Raw genomic sequence first — 20,037 nt, forward strand, 5'->3', positions numbered from 1 at the left:
ACATAATCGGGCAAACGCTTGCTAAGCGCAATGCCGGTCCGGCGCGTTACGCCGGTGAGGCGGCAGCGAAGCTGTGGAACATGGTCCGCTGCGGCCCCGCGGAACCGCCGAGGTACGGCCCCGCGTCGACAAAACCGGCGCGGCGGTACGCGGAGAGGCCCGCATGGTTCTCCTCATTGACGGAAAGTACGACGCCGGACTCGCAGCTTTGGTGCCGGACGGTGAGCCTGCGTGCGGCCGCCACAGCGGCGGTGGCCGCCAGCGTGCCCAGCCCCTTGCCCTGGTGCCGGCTGTCGATGAGGAAGCCCCGCAGCAGCCACGCTGACTGGTCGTCGGGCCACCCGGCAAGGCCGGCCGCCCCCGCCTGGAGGGTCAGGACACCGGATGCGTTCCCGCCGGCCTCCACGACGTAGGGGTGCCGTGATTCCTCGGCCAGGCCTGCCAGCGCCATGCGCAGGGGGTCGCCCACGAAACGTTCCTGGCCTGCCAGGAGCGACATGTCCGCGATGGCGCCCAACTGGATGGCGCGGGCATCCGCGTCCAGGTCACGGAGCGGGATGAGCCAGACCCAGTCAGTGCCCATAGAAGACACGTTCAAAAACAGCCCGGGCGCGGCGGCTCACCCGCAAATAGTCTTCCTCCAGCGCGGCTGCGTGTCCCGGCTCATAGCCGCACCAGCGCGCCACGGCTTCAAGGTCGCGGCGGGAGGATGGCAGGAGATCGGAAGCCTTACCGTTCCAGATGACATTGGCGGACCGGATGCGGCTGGCCAGCCGCCAGGCCTCGGCCAGCAAACCGGCGTCGGCAGCCTCCAGCAGTCCAAGTTCCGCTGCTGCGGTGAGGGCTTCCAGCGTGGATGTGGTCCGGAGTTCCGGGTGTTTCCCGGCATGTTGGAGCTGCAGCAGCTGCACCAGCCACTCAACGTCGCTGAGGCCGCCGCGGCCGAGTTTGAGGTGCCGTGCTGGGTCGGCGCCGCGCGGCAACCGCTCCGATTCCACCCTGGCCTTGATGCGCCGGATCTCCCGTACGTCCTGCTCCGCCACGGTTTCCGGGTACCGGATGGGGTCGATCAGCGAGAGGAAATCAGCGGCCAGGGCATCATCGCCGGCCATGGGCCGTGCCCGCAGGAGCGCCTGGGCTTCCCAGATCAGGGACCAGCGGCGGTAGTACTCGGCGAAGGAATCCAGGGAGCGCACCATGGCCCCGTTTTTCCCCTCGGGACGGAGGTCGGCGTCCATCTGGAGGACCCGTTCCGCCATGATGGCCGGCTTCAGGGGCTGCGTGAGGAGGCTGGACACCTTCGCCACGATGCGGGCCGCCTGTTCCTGCGCCTCCGCTTCGGTAAAGCCGGGGAGCGCCCTGTGGACGTACATCACGTCGGCGTCGGAGCCATAGCCGATCTCCCGGCCGCCCTGCCGGCCCATGGCCACCACCAGCACCGTGGTTTTGAGCGGGCCGGCGGCAGAGACTATTCCTTCCGCCACCCGCAGCGCGCCCAGGACGGCGGCGCGGTCCGTGTCCGCCAGGGCCCTGCCCACCTGTTCCTGGTCCAGGAGGCCCGCCGAATCGGCGATGGCGATGCGCAGGATTTCCCGCCGCCGGATCAGCCGGATCAGGCGCATGGCACTCTCCGGGTCCTCGTGCCGCGACATCTTTGCCGTGATCTCCTGCCATTGGGCTTCAAAGCCCACGGGAACCAAGTCCTTGTCCTGTCCCAGCCATGCCACCGATTCCGGCGAGACCTCGAGCAGGTCCGCAATGAGCCGGGAGTTGGACAGCATGTGGCACAGGCGTTCAGCGGCGGCGTTGGAGTCGCGGAGCAGGCCCAGGTACCAGTGGGTGGTGCCCAGGGCTTCGCTGACGCGGCGGAAGGCCAGAAGGCCTGCGTCCGGGTCCACGCCCTCGGCGAGCCAGTCGAGCAGGATGGGCAGGAGCTGGCGCTGCAGGGCGGCCCGGCGGCTCACACCGGCGGTCAGCGCCTCAATGTGGCGCATCGCCCCCTGCGGGTCCCGGTATCCAAGGGCCGCAAGCCGTCCCTGCGCCGCCTCGGGGGTCAGCCTGGCGTCCTCGCTGCTGAGTTTGGCTGCCGTATTCAGCAGCGGCCGGTAGAAGATGCGCTCGTGCAGTTCACGGACCGAACGCTTGGTCCGCTGCCACGCGGACAGCAGGGAGTCCGGGCTGGGCCGTTCGTTGGAGAACGGCCCCAGGACGGCTTTGGCCAACGAGCGCAGTGCCGGCTCCGCCACCGGCATGAGGTGGGTGCGGCGCAGCTGGAACAGCTGGATCCGGTGTTCCAGGAGCCGCAGGTAACGGTAGGCGTTGTCGAAGGCCGCCGCGTCGGAACGGCCAATGTAACCGCCCGCTGACAGGGCAGCGATCGCAGAGGTGGTGTCCCGCCGTCGTAATGTCTCATCCGCCTTGCCATGCACCAGCTGGAGCAGCTGGACGGTGAATTCAACGTCGCGCAGTCCGCCGCGGCCCAGCTTGATCTGGCGCTGCTCCTCGGCTGCCGGGATGTTCTCGGTGACCCGGCGCCGCATCGCCTGGACGGACTCGACGAAGCCCTCCCGCCCGGCCGAGCTCCAGATCAGCGGCGCCACGGCTTCCTCGTAGGCCCGGCCCAGCGCGGCGTCGCCCGCGATGGCACGGGCCTTGAGCAGCGCCTGGAATTCCCAGCTCTCAGCCCACCTGGCGTAGTACGTCTCGTGGGAGGCAAGCGTGCGGACCAGCGGCCCCGATTTGCCCTCGGGCCTCAGGTTCGCGTCCACCTCCCACAGTCCGGGTTCCCTCGCAACCGAGGAGATCGCCCGGGAGATGCCGCTTGCCAGCGCCGTGCCGATGGTGTTGGCCTGGGCATCCTCCAGGCTGCCGGCGTCCACGACGTAGATGACGTCGACGTCGGAAATGTAGTTCAGTTCCCGGGCACCGCATTTGCCCATGCCGATGACTGCCAGGCCGACGTCGGCGACGTCGGCAGCGCTGTGCTGCTCCGCCGCTTCAGCGCGGGAGACGGCGAGGGCAGCCTCGATGGCGGCCGCGGCCAGGTCCGCCAGTTCACCGCCCACCGATGGCAGGAAGTCCAGCGGGTCCGCGGCGCAGAGGTCCTTGACGGCGAGGTCCACCAGTCCGCGCCGGTAGGCCGTGCGCAGGGCAGCGTAGGCATCCGCGCCGGTGGCGGCGGCCACGGGACGTGCGGCGCGGGGGTCGGCGCCCACAGCCTGCAGGAGGGTGGTGCGTAGCCGGCCCGGGTCGGCAGGCAGCGGCTCGGGACTGGCCCGGACCCGGAAGGCCTCCAGGTGTTCCGGGTGCCTGATGAGGAACTCCCCCAGGGCCTCGGAAGCGCCCAGGACCCGGTACATGGGCTCGCTGTCCTCCGCGTCAGCGGCCGCCAGGTCACGCAGCTGCGGGTGCTTTTCAATCAGCCGGACCAGGGACTGCAGGGCAGTGTCCGGGCTCGCGGCCAGCTGCAGCCCGGCAAAGAGCCTGTCTTGGTCCAGCCCCTCAAGTTCGCGCGCGGCAAGGAACCGTTCGCCCTTCTCCAGGTCGCTGAATCCGGCCGCGATCAGGCGGCGTGCCAGGCTCACGCCGGGCACCTAGAGGATGCCGAGGTTGCGCTGCAGCTCGTAGGGCGTCACCTGAAGCCGGTAGTCCTGCCATTCGGCGCGCTTGTTGCGCAGGAAGTGCTCGTAAACCTGTTCGCCCAGGATCTGCGGCATCAGCTCCGAGTCCTCCATGGAACGGATGGCATCGTGCAGGCTGGCCGGGAGCGGGTCATGGCCCATGGCGCGGCGTTCCGCGGAGCTCAGCGACCAGACATCGTCCTCTGCCGCGGCCGGAAGGTCGTAGCCCTCCTCGATGCCCTTCAGGCCCGCGCCGAGCAGCACGGCGTAGGCAAGGTACGGATTCGCGGCGGAGTCGATGCCGCGGTACTCGATCCGGGCGGACTGGCCCTTGCCAGGCTTATACAGCGGCACGCGGACCAGCGCTGAGCGGTTGTTGTGGCCCCAGCTGAGGTAGCTGGGTGCTTCGCCGCCGCCCCACAGGCGCTTGTAGGAGTTGACGAACTGGTTGGTGACGGCCGTGAATTCCGGGGCGTGCTTGAGGATGCCGGCGATGAACTGCCGGGCCGTCTTGGACAGCTGGAACTCAGCCCCTGCTTCGAAGAACGCGTTGCTGTCGCCTTCGAACAGGGAGAAGTGCGTGTGCATGCCGGACCCGGGGTGGTCGGTGAACGGCTTGGGCATGAACGTGGCGTAGGTGCCCTGCTGGAGCGCCACTTCCTTGATGACGGTGCGGAACGTCATGATGTTGTCCGCCGTCTGCAGGGCGTCGGCGTAGCGGAGATCGATCTCGTTCTGGCCCGGGCCTGCCTCGTGGTGGCTGAATTCCACGGAAATGCCGACGGATTCCAGCATGGTCACCGCGGTGCGCCGGAAGTCCTGGGCCACGCCGCCGGGGACATGGTCAAAGTAGCCGCCCTCGTCCACCGGAACAGGAGCACCGTTCGGACCCGGCTCATGCGACTTGAGCAGGTAGAACTCGATCTCGGGGTGGGTGTAGCAGGTGAAGCCCATGTCCGCGGCCTTGGCGAGGGTCCGCTTGAGCACGTTGCGCGGATCGGCGGCGGAGGGCTCGCCGTCGGGGGTCAGGATGTCGCAGAACATCCTGGACGTCTGCTCCGTCTCGCCCCGCCACGGCAGGATCTGGAAGGTGGCGGGATCCGGCTGGGCCAGCATGTCGGATTCGAAAACACGGGCCAGGCCTTCGATGGAGGAACCGTCGAACCCCAGGCCTTCCTCGAATGCGCCCTCGACCTCCGCCGGGGCCAGCGCCACGGACTTCAGCGAACCCACGACGTCGGTGAACCACAGGCGCACGAAACGTACGTCGCGCTCTTCGATTGTGCGCAGGACAAACTCTTGCTGGCGGTCCATGATGGCCTCTTCTCCGGTCAACGTCCATGCTCCGGGGTCCGCGCAAAGGGGAAAGCCGGCAGCAGTTCATCATCACTGTACTAATCATTCGGCGCCGATGCTTGAGCCTGCGCCGTGCGTAACACAGCATTAACCTGGCGGTCCCCAAAACATGCCCCCAGGCGCGGTTTCCAGCGATACCCGGCACCCCGTCCCGGCGCGGAGCTATGGCGCTTATCACCTTTTTGCCGGGATGCCCGCGGTAGCTAGGACGGCCGGTACCGCACTACGCTCATCCCATGGCCTCCAACAGCTCCGACTCCAGCGCGTCCGCAGAAGTACCCGCCCCGTACGGCAATGGCCCCGGCGTGCCGGTTCCTGCCGAACGGAAGCCCGCCAAGGTCCGCATCCACCACCTGCAGCAGGCCAAGCGTGACGGCACCAGGTTCGCCATGCTCACGGCGTACGAGCAGTACACGGCCGAGATCTTCGATGCTGCCGGCATCGAGGTGCTCCTGGTCGGAGACTCGGCGTCCAACAACGTCTTTGGCAATGAGACCAGCCTCCCGGTGACCGTTGACGAACTGCTCCCCCTCTGCCGGGCGGTGGCCAGGTCCGCCAAGCGTGCCCTGGTGGTGGCCGACCTGCCGTTCGGCAGCTACGAGGTCAGCACGGAACAGGCCGTCGGCGCGGGCGTCAGGTTCCTGAAGGAAGGGCTGGCCCACGCGGTGAAGATCGAGGGCGGGAAGTACTACGCCCCCACGGTCCGCGCGATGGTGCAGGCGGGCATCCCCGTGATGGCCCACATCGGCTTCACGCCCCAGAGCGAACACGCCCTGGGCGGCTACCGCGTGCAGGGCCGCGGCGACGACGCCCAACGGCTGATCGAGGACGCCCGCGCCCTCGAGGAGGCCGGTGCGTTTTGCGTGCTGATGGAGATGGTGCCGGCGGAGACTGCCGCCGCGGTTGACGCCGCCGTGGGCGTGCCCACCGTGGGCATCGGGGCCGGGAACGCCACGACGGGCCAGGTCCTTGTCTGGCAGGACATGGCAGGGCTTCGCGGCGGCCGGATGGCCAAATTCGTCAAGCAGTACGCGGACCTGCGCAGCACACTGCACGACGCCGCCACCGCCTACGGGGACGACGTCCGGTCCGGCACGTTCCCCGGCCCGGAACACTCGTTCTAGGCAGGAAACAGCCCGTCAGTCGTCGTCGCCCTTTTCCCAGGCCTCGTTGCGCGCCCGGACCTTCTCGATGGCGTGCTCAGCTTCTTCGCGGGTCTTGTAGGGCCCAATGAGCTGGCTCCAGTCCGACAGCCGGTCCTCTTCCACTTCGTGGGTATTGACGTTGAACCAGTACTCAGTCATCGTTGCTCCTCGTTCCGGCGACAGGAATCCCGGGGTGATCCACGTAACACAAACACTTACGCGCCCCCTCCCCAGCTTGTCGGTTGTTAGGCGTTCTGTGGTGCCTTATATGATCAATCTATGCCTTCCCTTGCCTCGACTGCACCCATTGGCACCCTCACCCCGGGTACCCTGAGTCCGCAGCGTCCCGTCCCGGCGTCCATCCCCCGTCCGGAATACGTCGGCAAGCCGGCACCCGCAAAATTCACCGGCTCCGAAGTCAAGTCTGCGGAGACCATCGAGAAGATCCGGATTGCCGGCAAGATCGCGGCGCAGGCCATCGTGGAAGTGGGCAAGCACATCCAGCCGGGTGTCACCACCGACGAGCTGGACAAAGTGGGCCACGAATTCCTGCTGGACCACAACGCCTACCCGTCCACGCTCGGTTACCGCGGATTTCCCAAGTCGCTGTGTTCCTCCTTGAACGAGGTCATCTGCCACGGCATCCCGGACAGCACCGTGGTCCGGGACGGCGACATCCTGAACATCGACATCACGGCCTACCTCAACGGCGTCCACGGGGACACCAACTACACGTTCCTGGTAGGGGACGTGGACGAGGAGTCCCGGCTCCTCGTGGAGCGCACGCAGGAGTCGCTGAACCGGGCCATCAAGGCCGTGGCGCCGGGACGTGAAATCAACGTCATTGGCAGGGCCATCCAGTCCTATGCCAAGCGCTTTGGCTACGGCGTGGTCCGCGACTTCACCGGCCATGGCGTCGGAGAGGCCTTCCACACCGGGCTCATCATCCCGCACTACGATGCCGCCCCTGCCTACAACACCGTGATCGAAGCGGGAATGGTGTTCACCATCGAACCGATGCTCACGCTGGGCACTGTGGAGTGGGACATGTGGAGCGACGACTGGACCGTGGTCACACGGGACCGCAAGCGCACCGCCCAATTCGAGCACACCCTGCTGGTCACCGAGACCGGCGCCGAAATCCTTACCCTGCCGTAGCCCGGCCCGTGCCCCCTGGGCATGCTGCCGGTGCAGACCGGACACCTGTTACGGGCCGCCCCCAAAGCCGCCCCTTTTCCTGCCCGCCCCTGTCAAGAACGGAATCCCATTGGCCAAGAAGGACGAGAAGTCGCACAAGAACGCACCGCTGATCGGCATCGACATCGGTGGTACGGGCATCAAGGGCGGCATTGTCGACCTGAAGAAGGGCAAGCTCCTCGGAGAACGCTTCCGGGTGCCCACCCCGCAGCCCGCCACCCCTGAGGCCGTAGCCGAGGCCGTGGCCCTGGTGGTGGCCGAACTCTCGGCACGCCCCGAGGCCCCGGAAGCCGGCTCCCCCGTGGGCGTGACCTTTCCCGGCATCATCCAGCACGGAGTGGTCCACTCCGCAGCCAATGTGGACAAGAGCTGGCTGGACACGGACATCGACGCCCTCCTCACGGCCCGGCTCGGCCGGCCGGTGGAAGTCATCAATGATGCGGACGCCGCAGGCCTGGCAGAGGCACGCTACGGGGCCGGCGAAGGCGTCGCCGGTACTGTCCTGGTGATCACGCTCGGTACCGGCATCGGTTCAGCCTTCATCTTTGACGGAAAGCTGGTTCCCAACGCAGAGCTGGGGCACCTTGAAATTGACGGCCACGATGCCGAATCCAAGGCGTCCGCCGTTGCCCGCGAACGTGACGGGCTGTCCTGGGACGAGTACAGCGTGCTGCTGCAGCGCTACTTCTCGCACGTGGAGTTCCTGTTCTCGCCGGAACTGTTCATCGTGGGCGGCGGGATTTCAAAGCGCGCCGACGAGTACCTCCCCAACCTCAAGCTCCGGACCCCGATTGTCCCGGCGGTCCTTCGCAACGAGGCAGGCATTGTGGGTGCGGCGCTGGAAATCGCACTCCAGCACAACCTGGCCAAGTAGGAGTGGTGCCGGTGGCGGCTGCGGCTTCCCCTCCGCTGCCGCCACCGGAGTTTTAGAGGGGAGTCTTCTCGGAGCTCTTGGCTGCGCCTTTGGCGCCTTCCCCGGCCTCGTGGCGGAGCAGGGCAATGGCAGTCTCGAAGTCCTCGAGAGACTCAAAGGCCTGGTACACGCTGGCGAAGCGAAGGTAGGCTACCTCGTCGAGTTTCTGCAGCGGCCCGAGGATCACCAGGCCCACCTCGTGCGCATCGATTTCGGCGGCGCCCGAGGCACGGATCTGCTCTTCGACTTCCTGGGCCAGCATGGCGAGGTCATCCTCGCTCACGGGGCGCCCCTGGCACGCCTTGCGCACGCCGTTGATGACCTTGCTGCGGCTGAAGGGCTCGCCCACGCCGGAACGTTTGATCACGGACAGGCTGGTGGTTTCCACCGTGGTGAACCGGCGGCCGCATTCCGGGCATTGCCGGCGCCTGCGGATGGCCGAGCCGTCATCGGCCATCCGGCTGTCCACCACGCGGGAATCAGGGTTGCGGCAGAACGGGCAGTACATGGCGTTCCCCCTTTTCGGTTGTGGTGTGCAACGGCGTTGGAAGCCACCAGCACCGCCGGGGGGCGATGCCGTGGCATTCCCAGTTTACGGGCAGATGTGGGGTAATAACAATCCTGTAATTACTACATGTAGTGGTATCACCGATCGCCCGGGAACCGGGCCGTCACCGCGTCCCCGTGGGCCGGAAGATCCTCGGCCCGGGACAGGCTCACGATGTGTCCGCTGACCTCGGCCAGGGCTTCCCGGCTGTAGTTGACCACCTGGATGGCGCGCAGGAAGGTGGTCACGTTCAACCCGGAGGAAAAGGCTGCCGTACCGCTGGTGGGCAGCACGTGGTTGGAGCCGGCGCAGTAGTCGCCAAGGCTGACGGGGCTGTAGTCCCCCACGAAGATCGCGCCCGCGTTCCGGATGCGGGCGGCCACGGCGGCAGCGTCCCGGGTCATGATTTCCAGGTGCTCCGCTGCGTACGCGTCACAGGCAGCGATTCCCTGCTCGAGGCCGTCCACCAGCACGACGCCGGACTGAGGACCGGACAGCGCCTCCTGCACCCTGGCCGAGTGCTTGGTGGCGGCGGCCTGCAGTGCCAGTTCAGCACGCACGGCGGCGGCGAGCTCCTCGGAATCGGTAATGAGGACCGAGGCTGCCTTCGGATCGTGCTCCGCCTGGCTGAGCAGGTCGGCGGCAACCAGGGCGGGCTGGGCGGAGTCGTCCGCCAGGATGGCGATCTCCGTGGTTCCGGCCTCTGAATCAATGCCGACGACGCCCTTAACCAGGCGTTTGGCCGTGGCAACGAAGATGTTGCCGGGGCCGGTGACCACGTCCACGGGCTCCAGGGCCGGACCTGCCTCCGTCGCTTCGACGCCGTAAGCGAAGGCGGCAATGGCCTGGGCCCCGCCGATGGCGTAGACCTCAGTGATGCCCAGCAGCGCCGCCGCCGCCAGGATGGTGGGGTGCGGCAGCCCGCCGAACTCCTTCTGGGGCGGCGAGGCCAGGGCGATGGACTCCACACCCGCCGCCAGTGCTGGCACGACGTTCATGATCACCGATGACGGGTACACGGCAAGGCCGCCGGGAACGTACAGCCCCACGCGGGCCACCGGAACCCAGTTCTGGCTGACCACTGCGCCGTCGCCCAGTTCTACGTCGACATTGCGCGGGCGCTGCCCCTCCGCGAACTTCCGTGCCCTGCTGATGGATTCCTCCAGGGCAGCCCGCACGGCCGGATCCAGCTGGTCCAGCGCTGCGGCGAGTGCCTCCCCGGGGACCAGCGGGTGCTCCTGCGCCACGCCGTCGAACCGTTCGGCCAGCTCGGCCAGCCCCGCGAAGCCGCGCTCCCGAACGGCGGAAATGATCTGCAGGACCTTTTCCTCGGCGTCCGCCACGGTCTGTCCCTTGGCGCGTGGCACCGCGGCGCGCAGTGCCGGGAGGCTCAGGTGGCGGCCCCGAAGGTCAATGGTGCGGAACTCGACGGCGGCGGTCACGGGGGCGGGAAACTCCGGGGATGTGGTCACCGCTCTATTTTACGGGGCTGTGCACGCCTGCTGTTTCCGCGCCGGCTGAATCAGGCTTTCTGCCCGTGGCGCCCACCAGTTCCAGGATGAAGACCGACACGGCCGTGGCCGCGGGCCAGAGCAACAGGACCGGCCACGCCCGCAGGGAGAAGGCGATGCTGGCGTTTGCCGACGTGTCGACGGCCGGACCCCACAGCCGTCCCGCCAGGACACCTGTCCCCCATGCCACGGCGCTGCCCGCGAACGCCCCGGCCAGGCCGGTGAGCAGTGCCGCCTGCGGGTCCGGGCGCTTGCCGTCCGCCAGGAATACGGCCAGCAGGCAGCCGGCCAGCACCAGGATGCCTGCGAGCGTGAGATCGCGCGGCAGCCAGACCAGGGGCACGGTGCCGGCCGCCAGGGCTGGGTCGCGGGTGATCAGGTTCAATCCGCCCGGGGCAAGGACCCACCAGAGGATGCCCGCCGGGATGCCCGCGGCCGCCGGGACCAGCAGCAGGGACCATGGCAGCAGCCGCCTGGCGGGGCGGGCGAAGTTCGTCATGCAACACACCTTAACAAACGTTCCTGCAAGGCCATCCGCAGTGGTGCGGCCGCCGCCTGTTTTCCCGCCGTGACCGTGGGCCAATACGCTTGGGGAAAGAGTTACGCCACTTAGTTCAGGAGTTCCGGTGACCGACAACAGCGAGCCGTTCGAGCAGACGTTCAGGGAGATGTTCCGCCGGCATGCTGCGGGCGTCGCCATTATCACCGTGAATTACCAGGATGAGCCCTACGGCTTCACGGCAACCTCCGTGGCGTCCCTGTCGGCGAAGCCGCCGCGCTTCACGTTCAACATGGCGCGCAGCTCCAGGTCCTGGCCCGCCGTGGCCAACACCCAGTACCTGGGGGTGCACATGCTGGGGCTGGAGAACCAGGAGCTGGCAGCCCGCTTTGCCCGCCCCGGCAACCGCTTCGAAGGCAACCATTGGGAGATCGGCCCGCACGGGGTGCCGATCCTCAAGGATGTTGCCGGCTGGCTGATCGGCGAGATCCAGATGCGGCTCTCGTTCGAGAACAACGCCGTGGTGGTGGTCCAGGTAGTGGACGGCCAGGTGGGCGGCGAAGGATCGCCGCTGCTGTACCACGGCGGCGCCTATGGGCAGCCGGTGCCGCTGGACTACGAGATCTGACGCCCACGGACCGGCGCAGCAAGAAGGCGGCCGACGGCGGGAGGTGATTCCCGCCGTCGGCCGCCTGTTTGTCAGGCGTCCAGGCAGGCGGGCCCCAGCAGGACCTTCAGGTCGCCGAACAGCGACGGGCTGGGGTTCACCCGAAGGTGGACGGGCAGGCCCATGATTTCGGTCCGGGTGTCCCCTTGCAGGTGCAGCCGCACCTCCGAGTTGCCCCGGTGGGTGCGCAGGACGTCGCCGAGCTCCGTGACCACGGCCTCGGTGGCCTTGTGGGTGGGCATGGTGATGACCAGGGGCCCGTGCAGCCCTTCGCTCAGGTCCGGAACGGACAGCTCCATGCAGTTCAGCGTGATGGCGCCGTCGTCGCGCTTCTGCAGCCGGCCCTTGACCACCACGATCAGGTCCTCCGCCAGTACGGAGGCGATCGGCCCATAGACCTGCCCGAAGAACATGACTTCGATCGAGCCGCCCAGGTCTTCCACCTCGGCCCGGGCGTAGGCATTGCCGCTGGCTTTTGCGATGCGGCGGCTCAGGGACGTGATCATGCCGGCGATCGTGATGATCGCTCCGTCCTGCGGCCCGTCCTCGCCGATGATGGAGGTAATGCTCATCTCTGCATGCTGGGCCAGGAGTCCCTCCAGGCCCTGCAGCGGATGGTCCGACACGTACAGGCCCAGCATGTCCCGTTCGAAGGAGAGCTTGTCCTTCTTTTCCCACTCGGGCAGGTCCGGGATCTCGATGCTCAGGGAGGACGATTCCGCCCCGGCGTCTTCGAAACCGGCGAAGAGGTCGAACTGGCCGATGGCCTCGTTGCGCTTGAGGGTGATGACGGAGTCGATGGCCTCTTCGTGGATCATGGCCAGGGCGCGGCGGTGGTGGCCCAGCGAGTCGAACGCGCCGGATTTGATCAGGGACTCGATGGTCCGCTTGTTGCAGACCACGGCCGGGACCTTCATCAGGTAGTCCTTGAAGGAGGTGAACGCTCCCTCGCTTTCGCGGGCTGCCACCATGGCTTCCACGGCGTTGACGCCCACGTTGCGGATGGCGCCCATGCCGAAGCGGATGTCGTTGCCCACCGGAGTGAAGTTCAGGGCGGACTCGTTGACGTCCGGCGGAAGCACGGTGATGCCCATGCGCCGGCACTCGTTGAGGTAGATGGCCGACTTGTCCTTGTCATCGCCCACCGAGGTCAGCAGCGCCGCCATGTATTCAGGGGCGTAGTGGGCCTTGAGGTAGGCGGTCCAGTACGAGATCACGCCATAGGCGGCCGAGTGGGCTTTATTGAAGGCGTAGTCGGAGAAGGGCAGCAGGATGTCCCAGAGGGTCTTGACGGCCTCCATGGAGTAGCCGTTGTCCTGCATGCCCTGGGAGAAGCCGGCGAACTGCTTGTCCAGCTCGGATTTCTTCTTCTTGCCCATGGCTCGGCGGAGGATGTCTGCCTGGCCCAGCGAGTAGCCGGCCAGCTTCTGCGCCACGGCCATGACCTGCTCCTGGTACACGATCAGTCCATAGGTCCCACCGAGGATTTCCTTGAGGGGCTCCTCCAGCTCCGGGTGGATGGGGATGACTTCCTGGATCCCGTTCTTGCGCAGCGCATAGTCGGTGTGGGCGTTGGCGCCCATGGGGCCCGGACGGTAGAGCGCCAGGACGGCGGAGATGTCTTCGAAGTTGTCAGGCTTCATCAGCTTGAGCAGCGACCGCATGGGACCGCCGTCGAGCTGGAACACGCCCAGGGTGTCGCCGCGGGCCAGGAGCTCGTAGGACGGGGCATCGTCCAGCTCAAGGTTTTCCAGGTCCAGGTCGATGCCGCGGTTCATCTTGATGTTCTCGAGGGCATCGGAAATGATCGTCAGGTTCCGCAGGCCCAGGAAGTCCATCTTGATCAGGCCAAGGCCCTCGGACGTCGGGTAGTCGAACTGGGTGATCACCTGGCCGTCCTGGAAGCGGCGCATGATGGGGATGACGTCGATGATGGGGTCCGAGGACATGATGACGCCGGCGGCGTGCACGCCCCACTGGCGCTTTAGGCCTTCGATGCCGAGGGCCGTTTCGAAGACCTTGGCGGCTTCGGGGTCGGTGGCGATCAGCTGCCGGAAGTCCCCTGCTTCGCTGTAGCGCTTGGACTCCGGATTCTGGATGTCCGCCAGGGGAATGTCCTTGGCCATCACGGCCGGCGGCAGTGCCTTGGTCAGCGTCTCGCCCATGCTGAACGGGTAGCCCAGGACGCGGGAGGAGTCCTTGAGGGCCTGTTTGGTCTTGATGGTGCCGTAGGTGACGATCATCGCGACGCGCTCGTCACCGTACTTGCGGGTGACGTAGTCGATGACTTCCGAGCGGCGCCGGTCATCGAAGTCGACGTCGAAGTCGGGCATGGAGACGCGGTCCGGGTTGAGGAACCGTTCAAAGATCAGCCCGTGGCGCAGGGGGTCGAGGTCGGTGATGCGCATGGCGTAGGCCACCATGGAGCCTGCACCCGAACCACGCCCGGGGCCCACCCGGATGCCGTTGTTCTTCGCCCAGTTGATGAAGTCGGCAACCACCAGGAAGTAGCCGGGGAAACCCATGGAGGTGATGACGCCGAGCTCGTAGTCGGCCTGCTTGCGGACTTCATCCGGGATGCCGCCCGGGTAGCGGTACTGCAGGCCCTTGTCCACTTCCTTGACCAGCCAGGAGGTCTCGTCCTCGCCGGGCGGGCAGGGGAACCGCGGCATGAAGTTGGCATCGGTGTTGAAGGACACTTCGCAGCGTTCGGCGATCAGCAGCGTGTTGTCGCACGCCTCCGGGTGGTCGCGGAAGAGTTCCCGCATTTCCTGCGGGGACTTCAGGTAGTAGCCGCTGCCGGAGAAGGCGAACCGGGAGCCGCCGTTGTCATAGGTGGGCTCCAGCAGCGTGGAGCCGGACTGGATGGCCAGCAGGGCCTCGTGCGCCTTGGCGTCGTGCTCATGCGTGTAGTGGAGGTCGTTCGTGGCCACCAGGGGCAGGTTCAGGTCCTTGGCCAGCCGCAGCAGGTCGCCGGTGACCCGCCGCTCGATGTCCAGCCCGTGGTCCATCAGTTCGCAGAAGTAGTTCTCGGCGCCGAAAATGTCCCGGAACTCGGCTGCGGCCTCGAGTGCTTCGCGGTACTGGCCGAGCCGGAGCCGGGTCTGGACCTCGCCGGAAGGGCAGCCCGTGGTGGCGATGAGTCCCTCTGAGTACGTGTTGAGCAGTTCCCGGTCCAGCCGCGGCCACTTGCCGAAGACTGAGTCAAGTGAGGCGATGGAGGAGGCCCGGAAGAGGTTCCGCATGCCCACGTTGTTGTAGCTCAGGAGGGTCATGTGGGTGTAGGACCCACCGCCGGAGACGTCGTCCTTGCGCTGGGATTCATCGCCCCAGCGCACGCGTTCCTTGTCCGTCCGGGCAGTACCGGGCGTCACATAGGCTTCGACGCCGATGATCGGCTTGATGCCCTTGTCCGTGGCTTTGCGCCAGAAGTCGAACGCGCCGAACAGGTAGCCGTGGTCTGTGGTGGCGAGGGCCGGCATGCCCAGGCGTTCGGTCTCATCGAACAGCTCCCCCAGGCGGGCCGCTCCATCCAGCATGGAATATTCGGTGTGGGTGTGCAGGTGGACAAACGAATCATTGCTGGAACTCACCGCACTATTCTAAGCGCTGCCCCCGGACAGTCCTGCCAGGCCGGCCGTGTCAGGCCTGGCCCGACTCCAGCACTTCCAGGGCGTAGGAAAGGTCCTGCGGGTACTCGCTGGTGACCGTAACGCGCTCCCCCGTCACGGGGTGGTCAAAGGCCAGTTGACGGGCGTGCAGCCACTGCCTCGTAAGCCCCAGGTTGGCGGCCAGGCGGGGATCGGCGCCGTAGGTGAGGTCGCCGGCGCAGGGGTGGCGGAACGCAGAGAAATGGACCCGGATCTGGTGCGTGCGGCCGGTTTCAAGGTGCACTTCCACCAGGCTGGCCTTGCCGAAGGCCTCCAGGACTTCGTAGTGGGTCACGGAGGGCCGCCCGTCCTCGATGACGGCGAAACGCCAGTCGTGCCCGGGGTGGCGGCCGATGGGGGCATCGATGGTGCCCGTCAGGGGGTCGGGAAGGCCCTGCACCACCGCGTGGTAGACCTTGTCCACCGTGCGCTCCTTGAAGGCGCGCTTGAGGGCGCTGTAGGCGCGCTCGGATTTGGCCACCACCATCACCCCGGAGGTCCCGACGTCGAGCCGGTGGACGATGCCTGCCCGCTCGGGGGCGCCCGACGTGGAGATCCGGTAGCCGGCGGCGGCAAGCCCGCCCACCACGGTGGGCCCCACCCAGCCCGGTGAGGGATGGGCTGCCACGCCGACGGGTTTGTCGACGACGACGAAATCATCGTCGTCGAGCAGGATATTCAGGCCTTCCACAACTTCCTCCACGACTTCAAGCGGGTCCCGCCGTTCCGGGACGGTGACCTCTAGGGTGTCCCCGGCCACGAGTTTTGCCGACTTGCCCAGGGCCTTGCCCCGGTTGAGGACGTGGCCGTCCGCGAGAAGGGATGCGGCGACGGAACGGGACACGCCCAGGAGGCCGGCCAGGCCGGCGTCCGCCCGCGCCCCGGCGTATTCTTCGGCGACGACGATGCGGTCAGTCATGGCCAGGCTTGTCCTTGTGTGCGCTTCCCAGCCGTGTTCCGTCCAGGGCGATCCCGCGGATGGTCAGGATGCAGATAATGGCGACGGCGGACACCACCGCGGAGTCGGCAATGTTGAAGATGGCGAAGTTGGGAAGCTGGATGAAGTCCACCACGTGTCCCATGCCGAAGGAGGGCTCGCGGAAGAGCCGGTCCGTGAGGTTCCCCAGCGCCCCGCCGAGCAGCAGGCCCAGGGCCAGGGACCACCAGGCGGAGCCCAGCCGGCGGACCTGGAAAAGGATGGCGACAGCCACGCCGGCCATGATGATGGAAAACACCCAGGTGACGTTCTCACCGATGGAGAACGCGGCGCCGGAGTTCCGAATGAAGTACCAGTGGAGCAGGGGCGGCAGCACCGGGATCCGTTCCCCTTCCACCATGGTGGAGGTGACCCACAGCTTGGTCAGCTGGTCCAGGACGTAGGCGAAGACCGCGAACCCCGCGAACAGGGACAGCAGCACCGCCCGGCGGGGGCGCGGCGAGGGTGGGACAGGGCGTGCCGCGTCGGCGGCAAGTTCGTCAGTCATGGTGCTTTCAATTCGTGGAACTGGGTGTCAATGCCAAAAGCCGGTGGCCGAGGAATCCTCAGCCACCGGCTTTCAGAATACGTGCTGCCAGACTTAGTTGGCTTCGCTGACTTCCGGCGTCGCGACGGAGCCGCGGGCATCCAGGTCGCGGAGCTGGCCTTCGATGTAGGCCTTCAGGCGTGAGCGGTAGTCGCGTTCGAAGCCGCGGAGCTGCTCCACCTTGCGTTCCAGGACGGAGCGCTGCTGCTCCAGGGCGCCGAGGATCTTGCGGGACTTTTCCTGGGCATCGTTGACGAGGCTGCTGGCTTCGATCTGCGCCTCGGCGATGATCTTGTCCTTCTGGGCCTGGCCGTCGGCGACGTGGCGGTCGTGCATCTGCTGTGCCATGGCCAGCAGGCCGGCAGCGGACTCGGCGGATGCAGTAGCGGCGGGAGCCTGTGCAACGGGGGCGGCGGCGGCCGGAGCGGCCGGCTGGACGTCCTTCTTCTTGCTGGCTTCGGCAGCCTTCGCTTCGGCTTCAGCCTTCTCGCGGGCTTCGTCCTTGTCGGCCTTGACCGGCGCGGGGACCTTCTCCACCACGGGGGCGGCAGCTGAGCTTGCCGGAACGCTGGAACCTGCTTCGGCGAGCTTCTTGCGGAGCTCGTCGTTTTCCTGGTTCAGGCGGCGGAGTTCAACGACGATTTCGTCCAGGAAGTCGTCAACCTCGTCCTGGTCATAGCCCTCGCGGAACTTGGTGGGCTGAAAGCGCTTGTTGACAACGTCTTCTGGCGTCAAAGCCATCTGGTCACCTCACTGGTCTGGTTAGTCAGTAGGCCTTCCGGCCGTCAAAACTAAGGTACCTAAATTTGGTCTGCTTACTCTAATTCAACACTGCGGTGTCAAACGGGAGGTTTCTTCGCTTTACAGTAGCCGTTCCGGGAAGGAACACACTGCATTGCGGGGTCCGGCGGGGAAAAATCAGGCCAGTCCCCTGGTGACGCTCATCGCGATACTGACGCCGATGAACAGGATCAGGAAGCCCAGGTCCAGGGAGACGCCGCCGAGGCGGAGTGGCGGAATCAGCCGCCGCAGCCCCTTCAGTGGCGGGTCCGTGATGGAGTAGACGGCGTGGGCCACCACCAGGGCCGCGCCCCGCGGCCGCCACTCCCGCGCAAACATCTGTACCCAGTCGAAGACCAGGCGGATGATGAGGGCCACAAAGAACAGCAGCAGGGCGAGATAGAGAAGTCCGAAAACAATTCCCATGACTTATTTCATATCTCCATATTCGTGCGGCCCGTTCATTGCGTCCGGCCGCTGTCGTACTGCTGTTGTCTTGTCTATTTCAGCACAGATGCCAGGCAGGTGTCCCTGCCTGGCATCTCCGTGCAGCCGATGGCGCTTAGCTCTGGTTGAAGAAGCTGGCCTGCGTATCGCTGGCCTTCTTGTCGTCACCGATCACTTCGACGTAGGACGGTGAGAGCAGGAACACCTTGTTGGTGACCCGTTCAATGCTTCCCCGCAGGCCAAAGACGAGCCCTGCCGAGAAGTCGACCAGGCGCTTGGCATCGGCCTCGCCCATGTCCGTGACGTTCATGATCACCGGGATGCCGTCCCGGAAGCTCTCGCCGATGAGCTTGGCATCGTTGTAGGAGCGGGGGTGGATGGTGGTGATCTGGCGCAGACCGGTGTTCTCTTCGCGGCTCGAGGCCGCACGCTTAATGGGGGTCACAGGGGCGCGGTATTCCTCTTCAGGGGCGTAGGACGCCTCGCGGCTGACTTCGCGGACCGGCGCCGGAGCACGGCGTTCCTCGCGGTCAACTTCCATCGGTTCGTCCTCATCCTTACGTGTGGTCTGTTGCTCGGACTCGTAATGCTCATCGCCGTCGGCGAGCCCAAGATAGATCATTGTCTTGCGCAGAGCGCCGGCCATGGTCGACTCCTAATCGTGTCCCGTAAGCGGGCCGCCCAATGATTTGACAGCACTGGAGTCCCCCGCCCATCACTTCCAATAGGTCCGACGCTACCCCACGGCAGGACGGGAACCGAGAATATCGGAACCTATTCGCAGGTGTGTCGCCCCGAACCTGATGGCCGCCTCCAGGTCCTGGCTCATGCCTGCCGAGATGCCGGTGGCTGCGGGGTACGCTGCGACCAGCCGGGCGGAAATCCCGGCGAGCTTTTCGAACGCCGGTTCAGGCGGTGCTCCCAGCGGCGCAACTGCCATGACGCCGGCCAGGTTAAGGCTGTCAGCCGCGGCGATCCGCTCTGCCAGGAGGGGCACGTCGGCGGGGGCTGCCCCGCCACGGTGCGTGCCGCCGTCGCCGTCGTGTTCTCTTTCCTCGAGGCTGACCTGGATGAAGCAGTCCAGCGGGGACCGGCCGTTGGAGTCCATCTCGTTCCGCACAGCCTTTGCCAGCGCATCCACGAGCTGCGGCCGGTCCACCGAGTGGACCGCGGCCGCGTAGCGCGCCACGGATTTGGCCTTCTTTGTCTGCAGCTGGCCAACGAAGTGCCAGGTCAGGTCCAGATCGGCGAGCTCCAGCGCCTTGGCAGCAGCCTCCTGGTCCCGGTTCTCGCCGACGTCGGTGATTCCGAGGGCGGCCAGGCGCCGGATGTCCTCTGCCGGGTGGAACTTGGTGACCACGATCAGCGAGGGCGGACGGTCTCTGCGGCCGGCGGTGCCGGCGGCATCGGCGATCCGCTTCCGCACCACGGCGAGCCGTTCGGCGAGTTCCGCGCTGCGGGGATCATTTCCCTGCCCGCTGCCCGGCCGCTCAGTCATGGCACCAGACCAGGCCGGCAAAGCGGCCCGTGTTCCGGTCCCGCCGGTACGAATAGAGCGTTTCCGTCTCCAGCGTGCAGGAACCGGCGTACTCCACCTCGACGCCGGAAGCCTCCAGCTGGGCGCGTGCACCGGCGGGAAGGTCCAGCCCAGGCGTTCCCCAGGCGGTGGTGCTCCGTGTTTCCGGAACCAGGGCCGACACCTCGTCGCGCAGGGCTGCGGGGACTTCGTAGCAGGACCCGCAGATCGATGGTCCCAGCCAGGCACGGATCCGGGACGCACCCAGCGACTTCATGCCGTCCACGGCAGCCGGGAGGACACCGTTTGCGATGCCGGGGCGCCCGGCATGCACGGCGGCAAGGACGGGCCCGTGTGCGGACTCCCCCGCCAGCAGCACCGGAATGCAGTCCGCCACCATGACCGCCAGGGGCAGGCCACGGGACACCATGGCATCGGCCTCAGGGGCAGGTGACCCGGCGTCCATGATCACCACGGTGTTGCCGTGGACCTGGTTCATGAAGCGCAGCGAGCCGGGCGCCGCCGCGATGGACTCTTCCAGGCGCGACCGGCGCTCCTGGACCGCGGCGGGATCATCCCCCACGTGCAGGGCAAGGTTTCCCGCCCCCGCATCAGTGAATGCGGCCGACACCCCCGGGAGGATGTCGGCACGCCAATGGAACAAGC

19 protein-coding genes are annotated in these 20,037 nt (G+C 66.8%); 4 read left to right on the plus strand and 15 right to left on the minus strand.

What is annotated here, in order from left to right; translation table 11 throughout:
- Positions 1 to 46 precede the first annotated feature (46 nt).
- From MRBLMD1_RS13050 to glnA, 3 genes are read right to left on the minus strand one after another with little or no spacing between them, the layout of a single operon-like run.
- A complete protein-coding gene (locus tag MRBLMD1_RS13050) occupies positions 47 to 583 on the minus strand; it encodes a GNAT family N-acetyltransferase (RefSeq protein ID WP_364400211.1) in 537 nt (178 codons plus the stop codon).
- Positions 573 to 3,584 (minus strand): bifunctional [glutamine synthetase] adenylyltransferase/[glutamine synthetase]-adenylyl-L-tyrosine phosphorylase, encoded by a 3,012-nt coding sequence (locus MRBLMD1_RS13055; RefSeq protein ID WP_159632223.1) that lies wholly within the window; start codon positions 3,582 to 3,584, stop codon positions 573 to 575. Before MRBLMD1_RS13055 ends, MRBLMD1_RS13050 begins: the two co-directional genes overlap by 11 nt.
- A gap of 9 nt (positions 3,585 to 3,593) precedes the next feature.
- Positions 3,594 to 4,934, minus strand: coding sequence for a type I glutamate--ammonia ligase (glnA, locus tag MRBLMD1_RS13060; RefSeq protein ID WP_141160830.1), 1,341 nt, complete (start codon positions 4,932 to 4,934; stop codon positions 3,594 to 3,596).
- 278 nt (positions 4,935 to 5,212) lie between these two features.
- On the opposite strand from glnA, the gene panB reads away from it, so the two are divergent.
- Positions 5,213 to 6,100: a 3-methyl-2-oxobutanoate hydroxymethyltransferase gene (gene panB, locus MRBLMD1_RS13065; protein WP_364400216.1), complete on the plus strand. Its 888-nt coding sequence runs from the start codon at positions 5,213 to 5,215 to the stop codon at positions 6,098 to 6,100.
- 15 nt (positions 6,101 to 6,115) lie between these two features.
- On the opposite strand, the gene MRBLMD1_RS13070 is transcribed toward panB, so the two are convergent.
- A complete protein-coding gene (locus tag MRBLMD1_RS13070) occupies positions 6,116 to 6,280 on the minus strand; it encodes an SPOR domain-containing protein (protein ID WP_159632225.1) in 165 nt (54 codons plus the stop codon).
- Between the two features lie 120 nt (positions 6,281 to 6,400).
- Here MRBLMD1_RS13070 and map point away from each other — a divergent pair, with 120 nt between their 5' ends.
- Both map and ppgK read left to right on the plus strand, forming a co-directional pair.
- Positions 6,401 to 7,279, plus strand: coding sequence for a type I methionyl aminopeptidase (gene map, locus MRBLMD1_RS13075; RefSeq protein ID WP_224025682.1), 879 nt, complete (start codon positions 6,401 to 6,403; stop codon positions 7,277 to 7,279).
- Between the two features lie 109 nt (positions 7,280 to 7,388).
- Complete coding sequence (ppgK, locus tag MRBLMD1_RS13080) at positions 7,389 to 8,192, plus strand: polyphosphate--glucose phosphotransferase (RefSeq protein WP_159632227.1); 804 nt, start codon at positions 7,389 to 7,391, stop codon at positions 8,190 to 8,192.
- Positions 8,193 to 8,244: 52 nt separating this feature from the next.
- Here the strand turns inward: ppgK and nrdR are convergent, their stop codons facing one another.
- The 3 genes from nrdR to MRBLMD1_RS13095 all read right to left on the minus strand — a co-directional run bounded on the left by nrdR (position 8,245) and on the right by MRBLMD1_RS13095 (position 10,788).
- The gene (nrdR, locus tag MRBLMD1_RS13085) at positions 8,245 to 8,739 is read right to left on the minus strand and encodes a transcriptional regulator NrdR (RefSeq protein ID WP_159632228.1); all 495 of its coding nucleotides are present in this window, start codon (positions 8,737 to 8,739) and stop codon (positions 8,245 to 8,247) included.
- A gap of 137 nt (positions 8,740 to 8,876) precedes the next feature.
- Entirely contained in the window at positions 8,877 to 10,250 is a 1,374-nt protein-coding gene (gene hisD, locus MRBLMD1_RS13090) for a histidinol dehydrogenase (RefSeq protein ID WP_364400222.1), read from the minus strand.
- Between the two features lie 4 nt (positions 10,251 to 10,254).
- Positions 10,255 to 10,788 carry a hypothetical protein gene (locus MRBLMD1_RS13095; RefSeq protein WP_364400225.1) on the minus strand — a complete coding sequence of 178 codons (534 nt, stop codon included), beginning with the start codon at positions 10,786 to 10,788 and terminating at the stop codon, positions 10,255 to 10,257.
- Positions 10,789 to 10,915: 127 nt separating this feature from the next.
- On the opposite strand from MRBLMD1_RS13095, the gene MRBLMD1_RS13100 reads away from it, so the two are divergent.
- Positions 10,916 to 11,416 (plus strand): flavin reductase family protein, encoded by a 501-nt coding sequence (locus MRBLMD1_RS13100; protein ID WP_056331660.1) that lies wholly within the window; start codon positions 10,916 to 10,918, stop codon positions 11,414 to 11,416.
- Positions 11,417 to 11,487: 71 nt separating this feature from the next.
- On the opposite strand, the gene dnaE is transcribed toward MRBLMD1_RS13100, so the two are convergent.
- From dnaE to pgeF, 8 genes are all read right to left on the minus strand, one after another.
- Positions 11,488 to 15,048, minus strand: a complete 3,561-nt coding sequence (gene dnaE / locus MRBLMD1_RS13105; protein WP_159632231.1) for a DNA polymerase III subunit alpha — start codon at positions 15,046 to 15,048, stop codon at positions 11,488 to 11,490.
- Positions 15,049 to 15,097: 49 nt separating this feature from the next.
- On the minus strand, positions 15,098 to 16,024 hold the full coding sequence (locus MRBLMD1_RS13110; RefSeq protein ID WP_364400229.1) for an RluA family pseudouridine synthase: 927 nt from the start codon (positions 16,022 to 16,024) through the stop codon (positions 15,098 to 15,100).
- Positions 16,017 to 16,589 (minus strand): signal peptidase II, encoded by a 573-nt coding sequence (gene lspA / locus MRBLMD1_RS13115; RefSeq protein ID WP_159632233.1) that lies wholly within the window; start codon positions 16,587 to 16,589, stop codon positions 16,017 to 16,019. The genes MRBLMD1_RS13110 and lspA overlap by 8 nt, the downstream gene beginning before the upstream one ends.
- Before the next feature lie 93 nt (positions 16,590 to 16,682).
- The gene (locus MRBLMD1_RS13120; protein WP_159632234.1) at positions 16,683 to 17,369 is read right to left on the minus strand and encodes a DivIVA domain-containing protein; all 687 of its coding nucleotides are present in this window, start codon (positions 17,367 to 17,369) and stop codon (positions 16,683 to 16,685) included.
- Between the two features lie 177 nt (positions 17,370 to 17,546).
- Positions 17,547 to 17,834 (minus strand): YggT family protein, encoded by a 288-nt coding sequence (locus MRBLMD1_RS13125; RefSeq protein WP_043453045.1) that lies wholly within the window; start codon positions 17,832 to 17,834, stop codon positions 17,547 to 17,549.
- Between the two features lie 136 nt (positions 17,835 to 17,970).
- Positions 17,971 to 18,501: a cell division protein SepF gene (locus MRBLMD1_RS13130; protein ID WP_142121297.1), complete on the minus strand. Its 531-nt coding sequence runs from the start codon at positions 18,499 to 18,501 to the stop codon at positions 17,971 to 17,973.
- A gap of 90 nt (positions 18,502 to 18,591) precedes the next feature.
- Positions 18,592 to 19,353: a YggS family pyridoxal phosphate-dependent enzyme gene (locus MRBLMD1_RS13135; RefSeq protein ID WP_364400234.1), complete on the minus strand. Its 762-nt coding sequence runs from the start codon at positions 19,351 to 19,353 to the stop codon at positions 18,592 to 18,594.
- Complete coding sequence (pgeF, locus tag MRBLMD1_RS13140; RefSeq protein WP_364400237.1) at positions 19,346 to 20,035, minus strand: peptidoglycan editing factor PgeF; 690 nt, start codon at positions 20,033 to 20,035, stop codon at positions 19,346 to 19,348. The genes MRBLMD1_RS13135 and pgeF overlap by 8 nt, the downstream gene beginning before the upstream one ends.
- Positions 20,036 to 20,037: the final 2 nt, after the last annotated feature.

It is taken from the genome of Pseudarthrobacter sp. LMD1-1-1.1, assembly GCF_040676255.1.
GTDB lineage: Bacteria > Actinomycetota > Actinomycetes > Actinomycetales > Micrococcaceae > Arthrobacter.

What these genes read in the sequence shown, in the direction of transcription:
- MRBLMD1_RS13050 (WP_364400211.1), bottom strand. Translation starts at nt 583, where the DNA reads ATGGGCACTGACTGGGTCTGGCTCATCCCGCTCCGTGACCTGGACGCG.
- glnA (WP_141160830.1), bottom strand. Translation starts at nt 4,934, where the DNA reads ATGGACCGCCAGCAAGAGTTTGTCCTGCGCACAATCGAAGAGCGCGAC.
- panB (WP_364400216.1), top strand. Translation starts at nt 5,213, where the DNA reads ATGGCCTCCAACAGCTCCGACTCCAGCGCGTCCGCAGAAGTACCCGCC.
- MRBLMD1_RS13070 (WP_159632225.1), bottom strand. Translation starts at nt 6,280, where the DNA reads ATGACTGAGTACTGGTTCAACGTCAATACCCACGAAGTGGAAGAGGAC.
- map (WP_224025682.1), top strand. Translation starts at nt 6,401, where the DNA reads ATGCCTTCCCTTGCCTCGACTGCACCCATTGGCACCCTCACCCCGGGT.
- nrdR (WP_159632228.1), bottom strand. Translation starts at nt 8,739, where the DNA reads ATGTACTGCCCGTTCTGCCGCAACCCTGATTCCCGCGTGGTGGACAGC.
- MRBLMD1_RS13095 (WP_364400225.1), bottom strand. Translation starts at nt 10,788, where the DNA reads ATGACGAACTTCGCCCGCCCCGCCAGGCGGCTGCTGCCATGGTCCCTG.
- MRBLMD1_RS13110 (WP_364400229.1), bottom strand. Translation starts at nt 16,024, where the DNA reads ATGACTGACCGCATCGTCGTCGCCGAAGAATACGCCGGGGCGCGGGCG.
- lspA (WP_159632233.1), bottom strand. Translation starts at nt 16,589, where the DNA reads ATGACTGACGAACTTGCCGCCGACGCGGCACGCCCTGTCCCACCCTCG.
- MRBLMD1_RS13120 (WP_159632234.1), bottom strand. Translation starts at nt 17,369, where the DNA reads ATGGCTTTGACGCCAGAAGACGTTGTCAACAAGCGCTTTCAGCCCACC.
- MRBLMD1_RS13125 (WP_043453045.1), bottom strand. Translation starts at nt 17,834, where the DNA reads ATGGGAATTGTTTTCGGACTTCTCTATCTCGCCCTGCTGCTGTTCTTT.
- MRBLMD1_RS13130 (WP_142121297.1), bottom strand. Translation starts at nt 18,501, where the DNA reads ATGGCCGGCGCTCTGCGCAAGACAATGATCTATCTTGGGCTCGCCGAC.
- MRBLMD1_RS13135 (WP_364400234.1), bottom strand. Translation starts at nt 19,353, where the DNA reads ATGACTGAGCGGCCGGGCAGCGGGCAGGGAAATGATCCCCGCAGCGCG.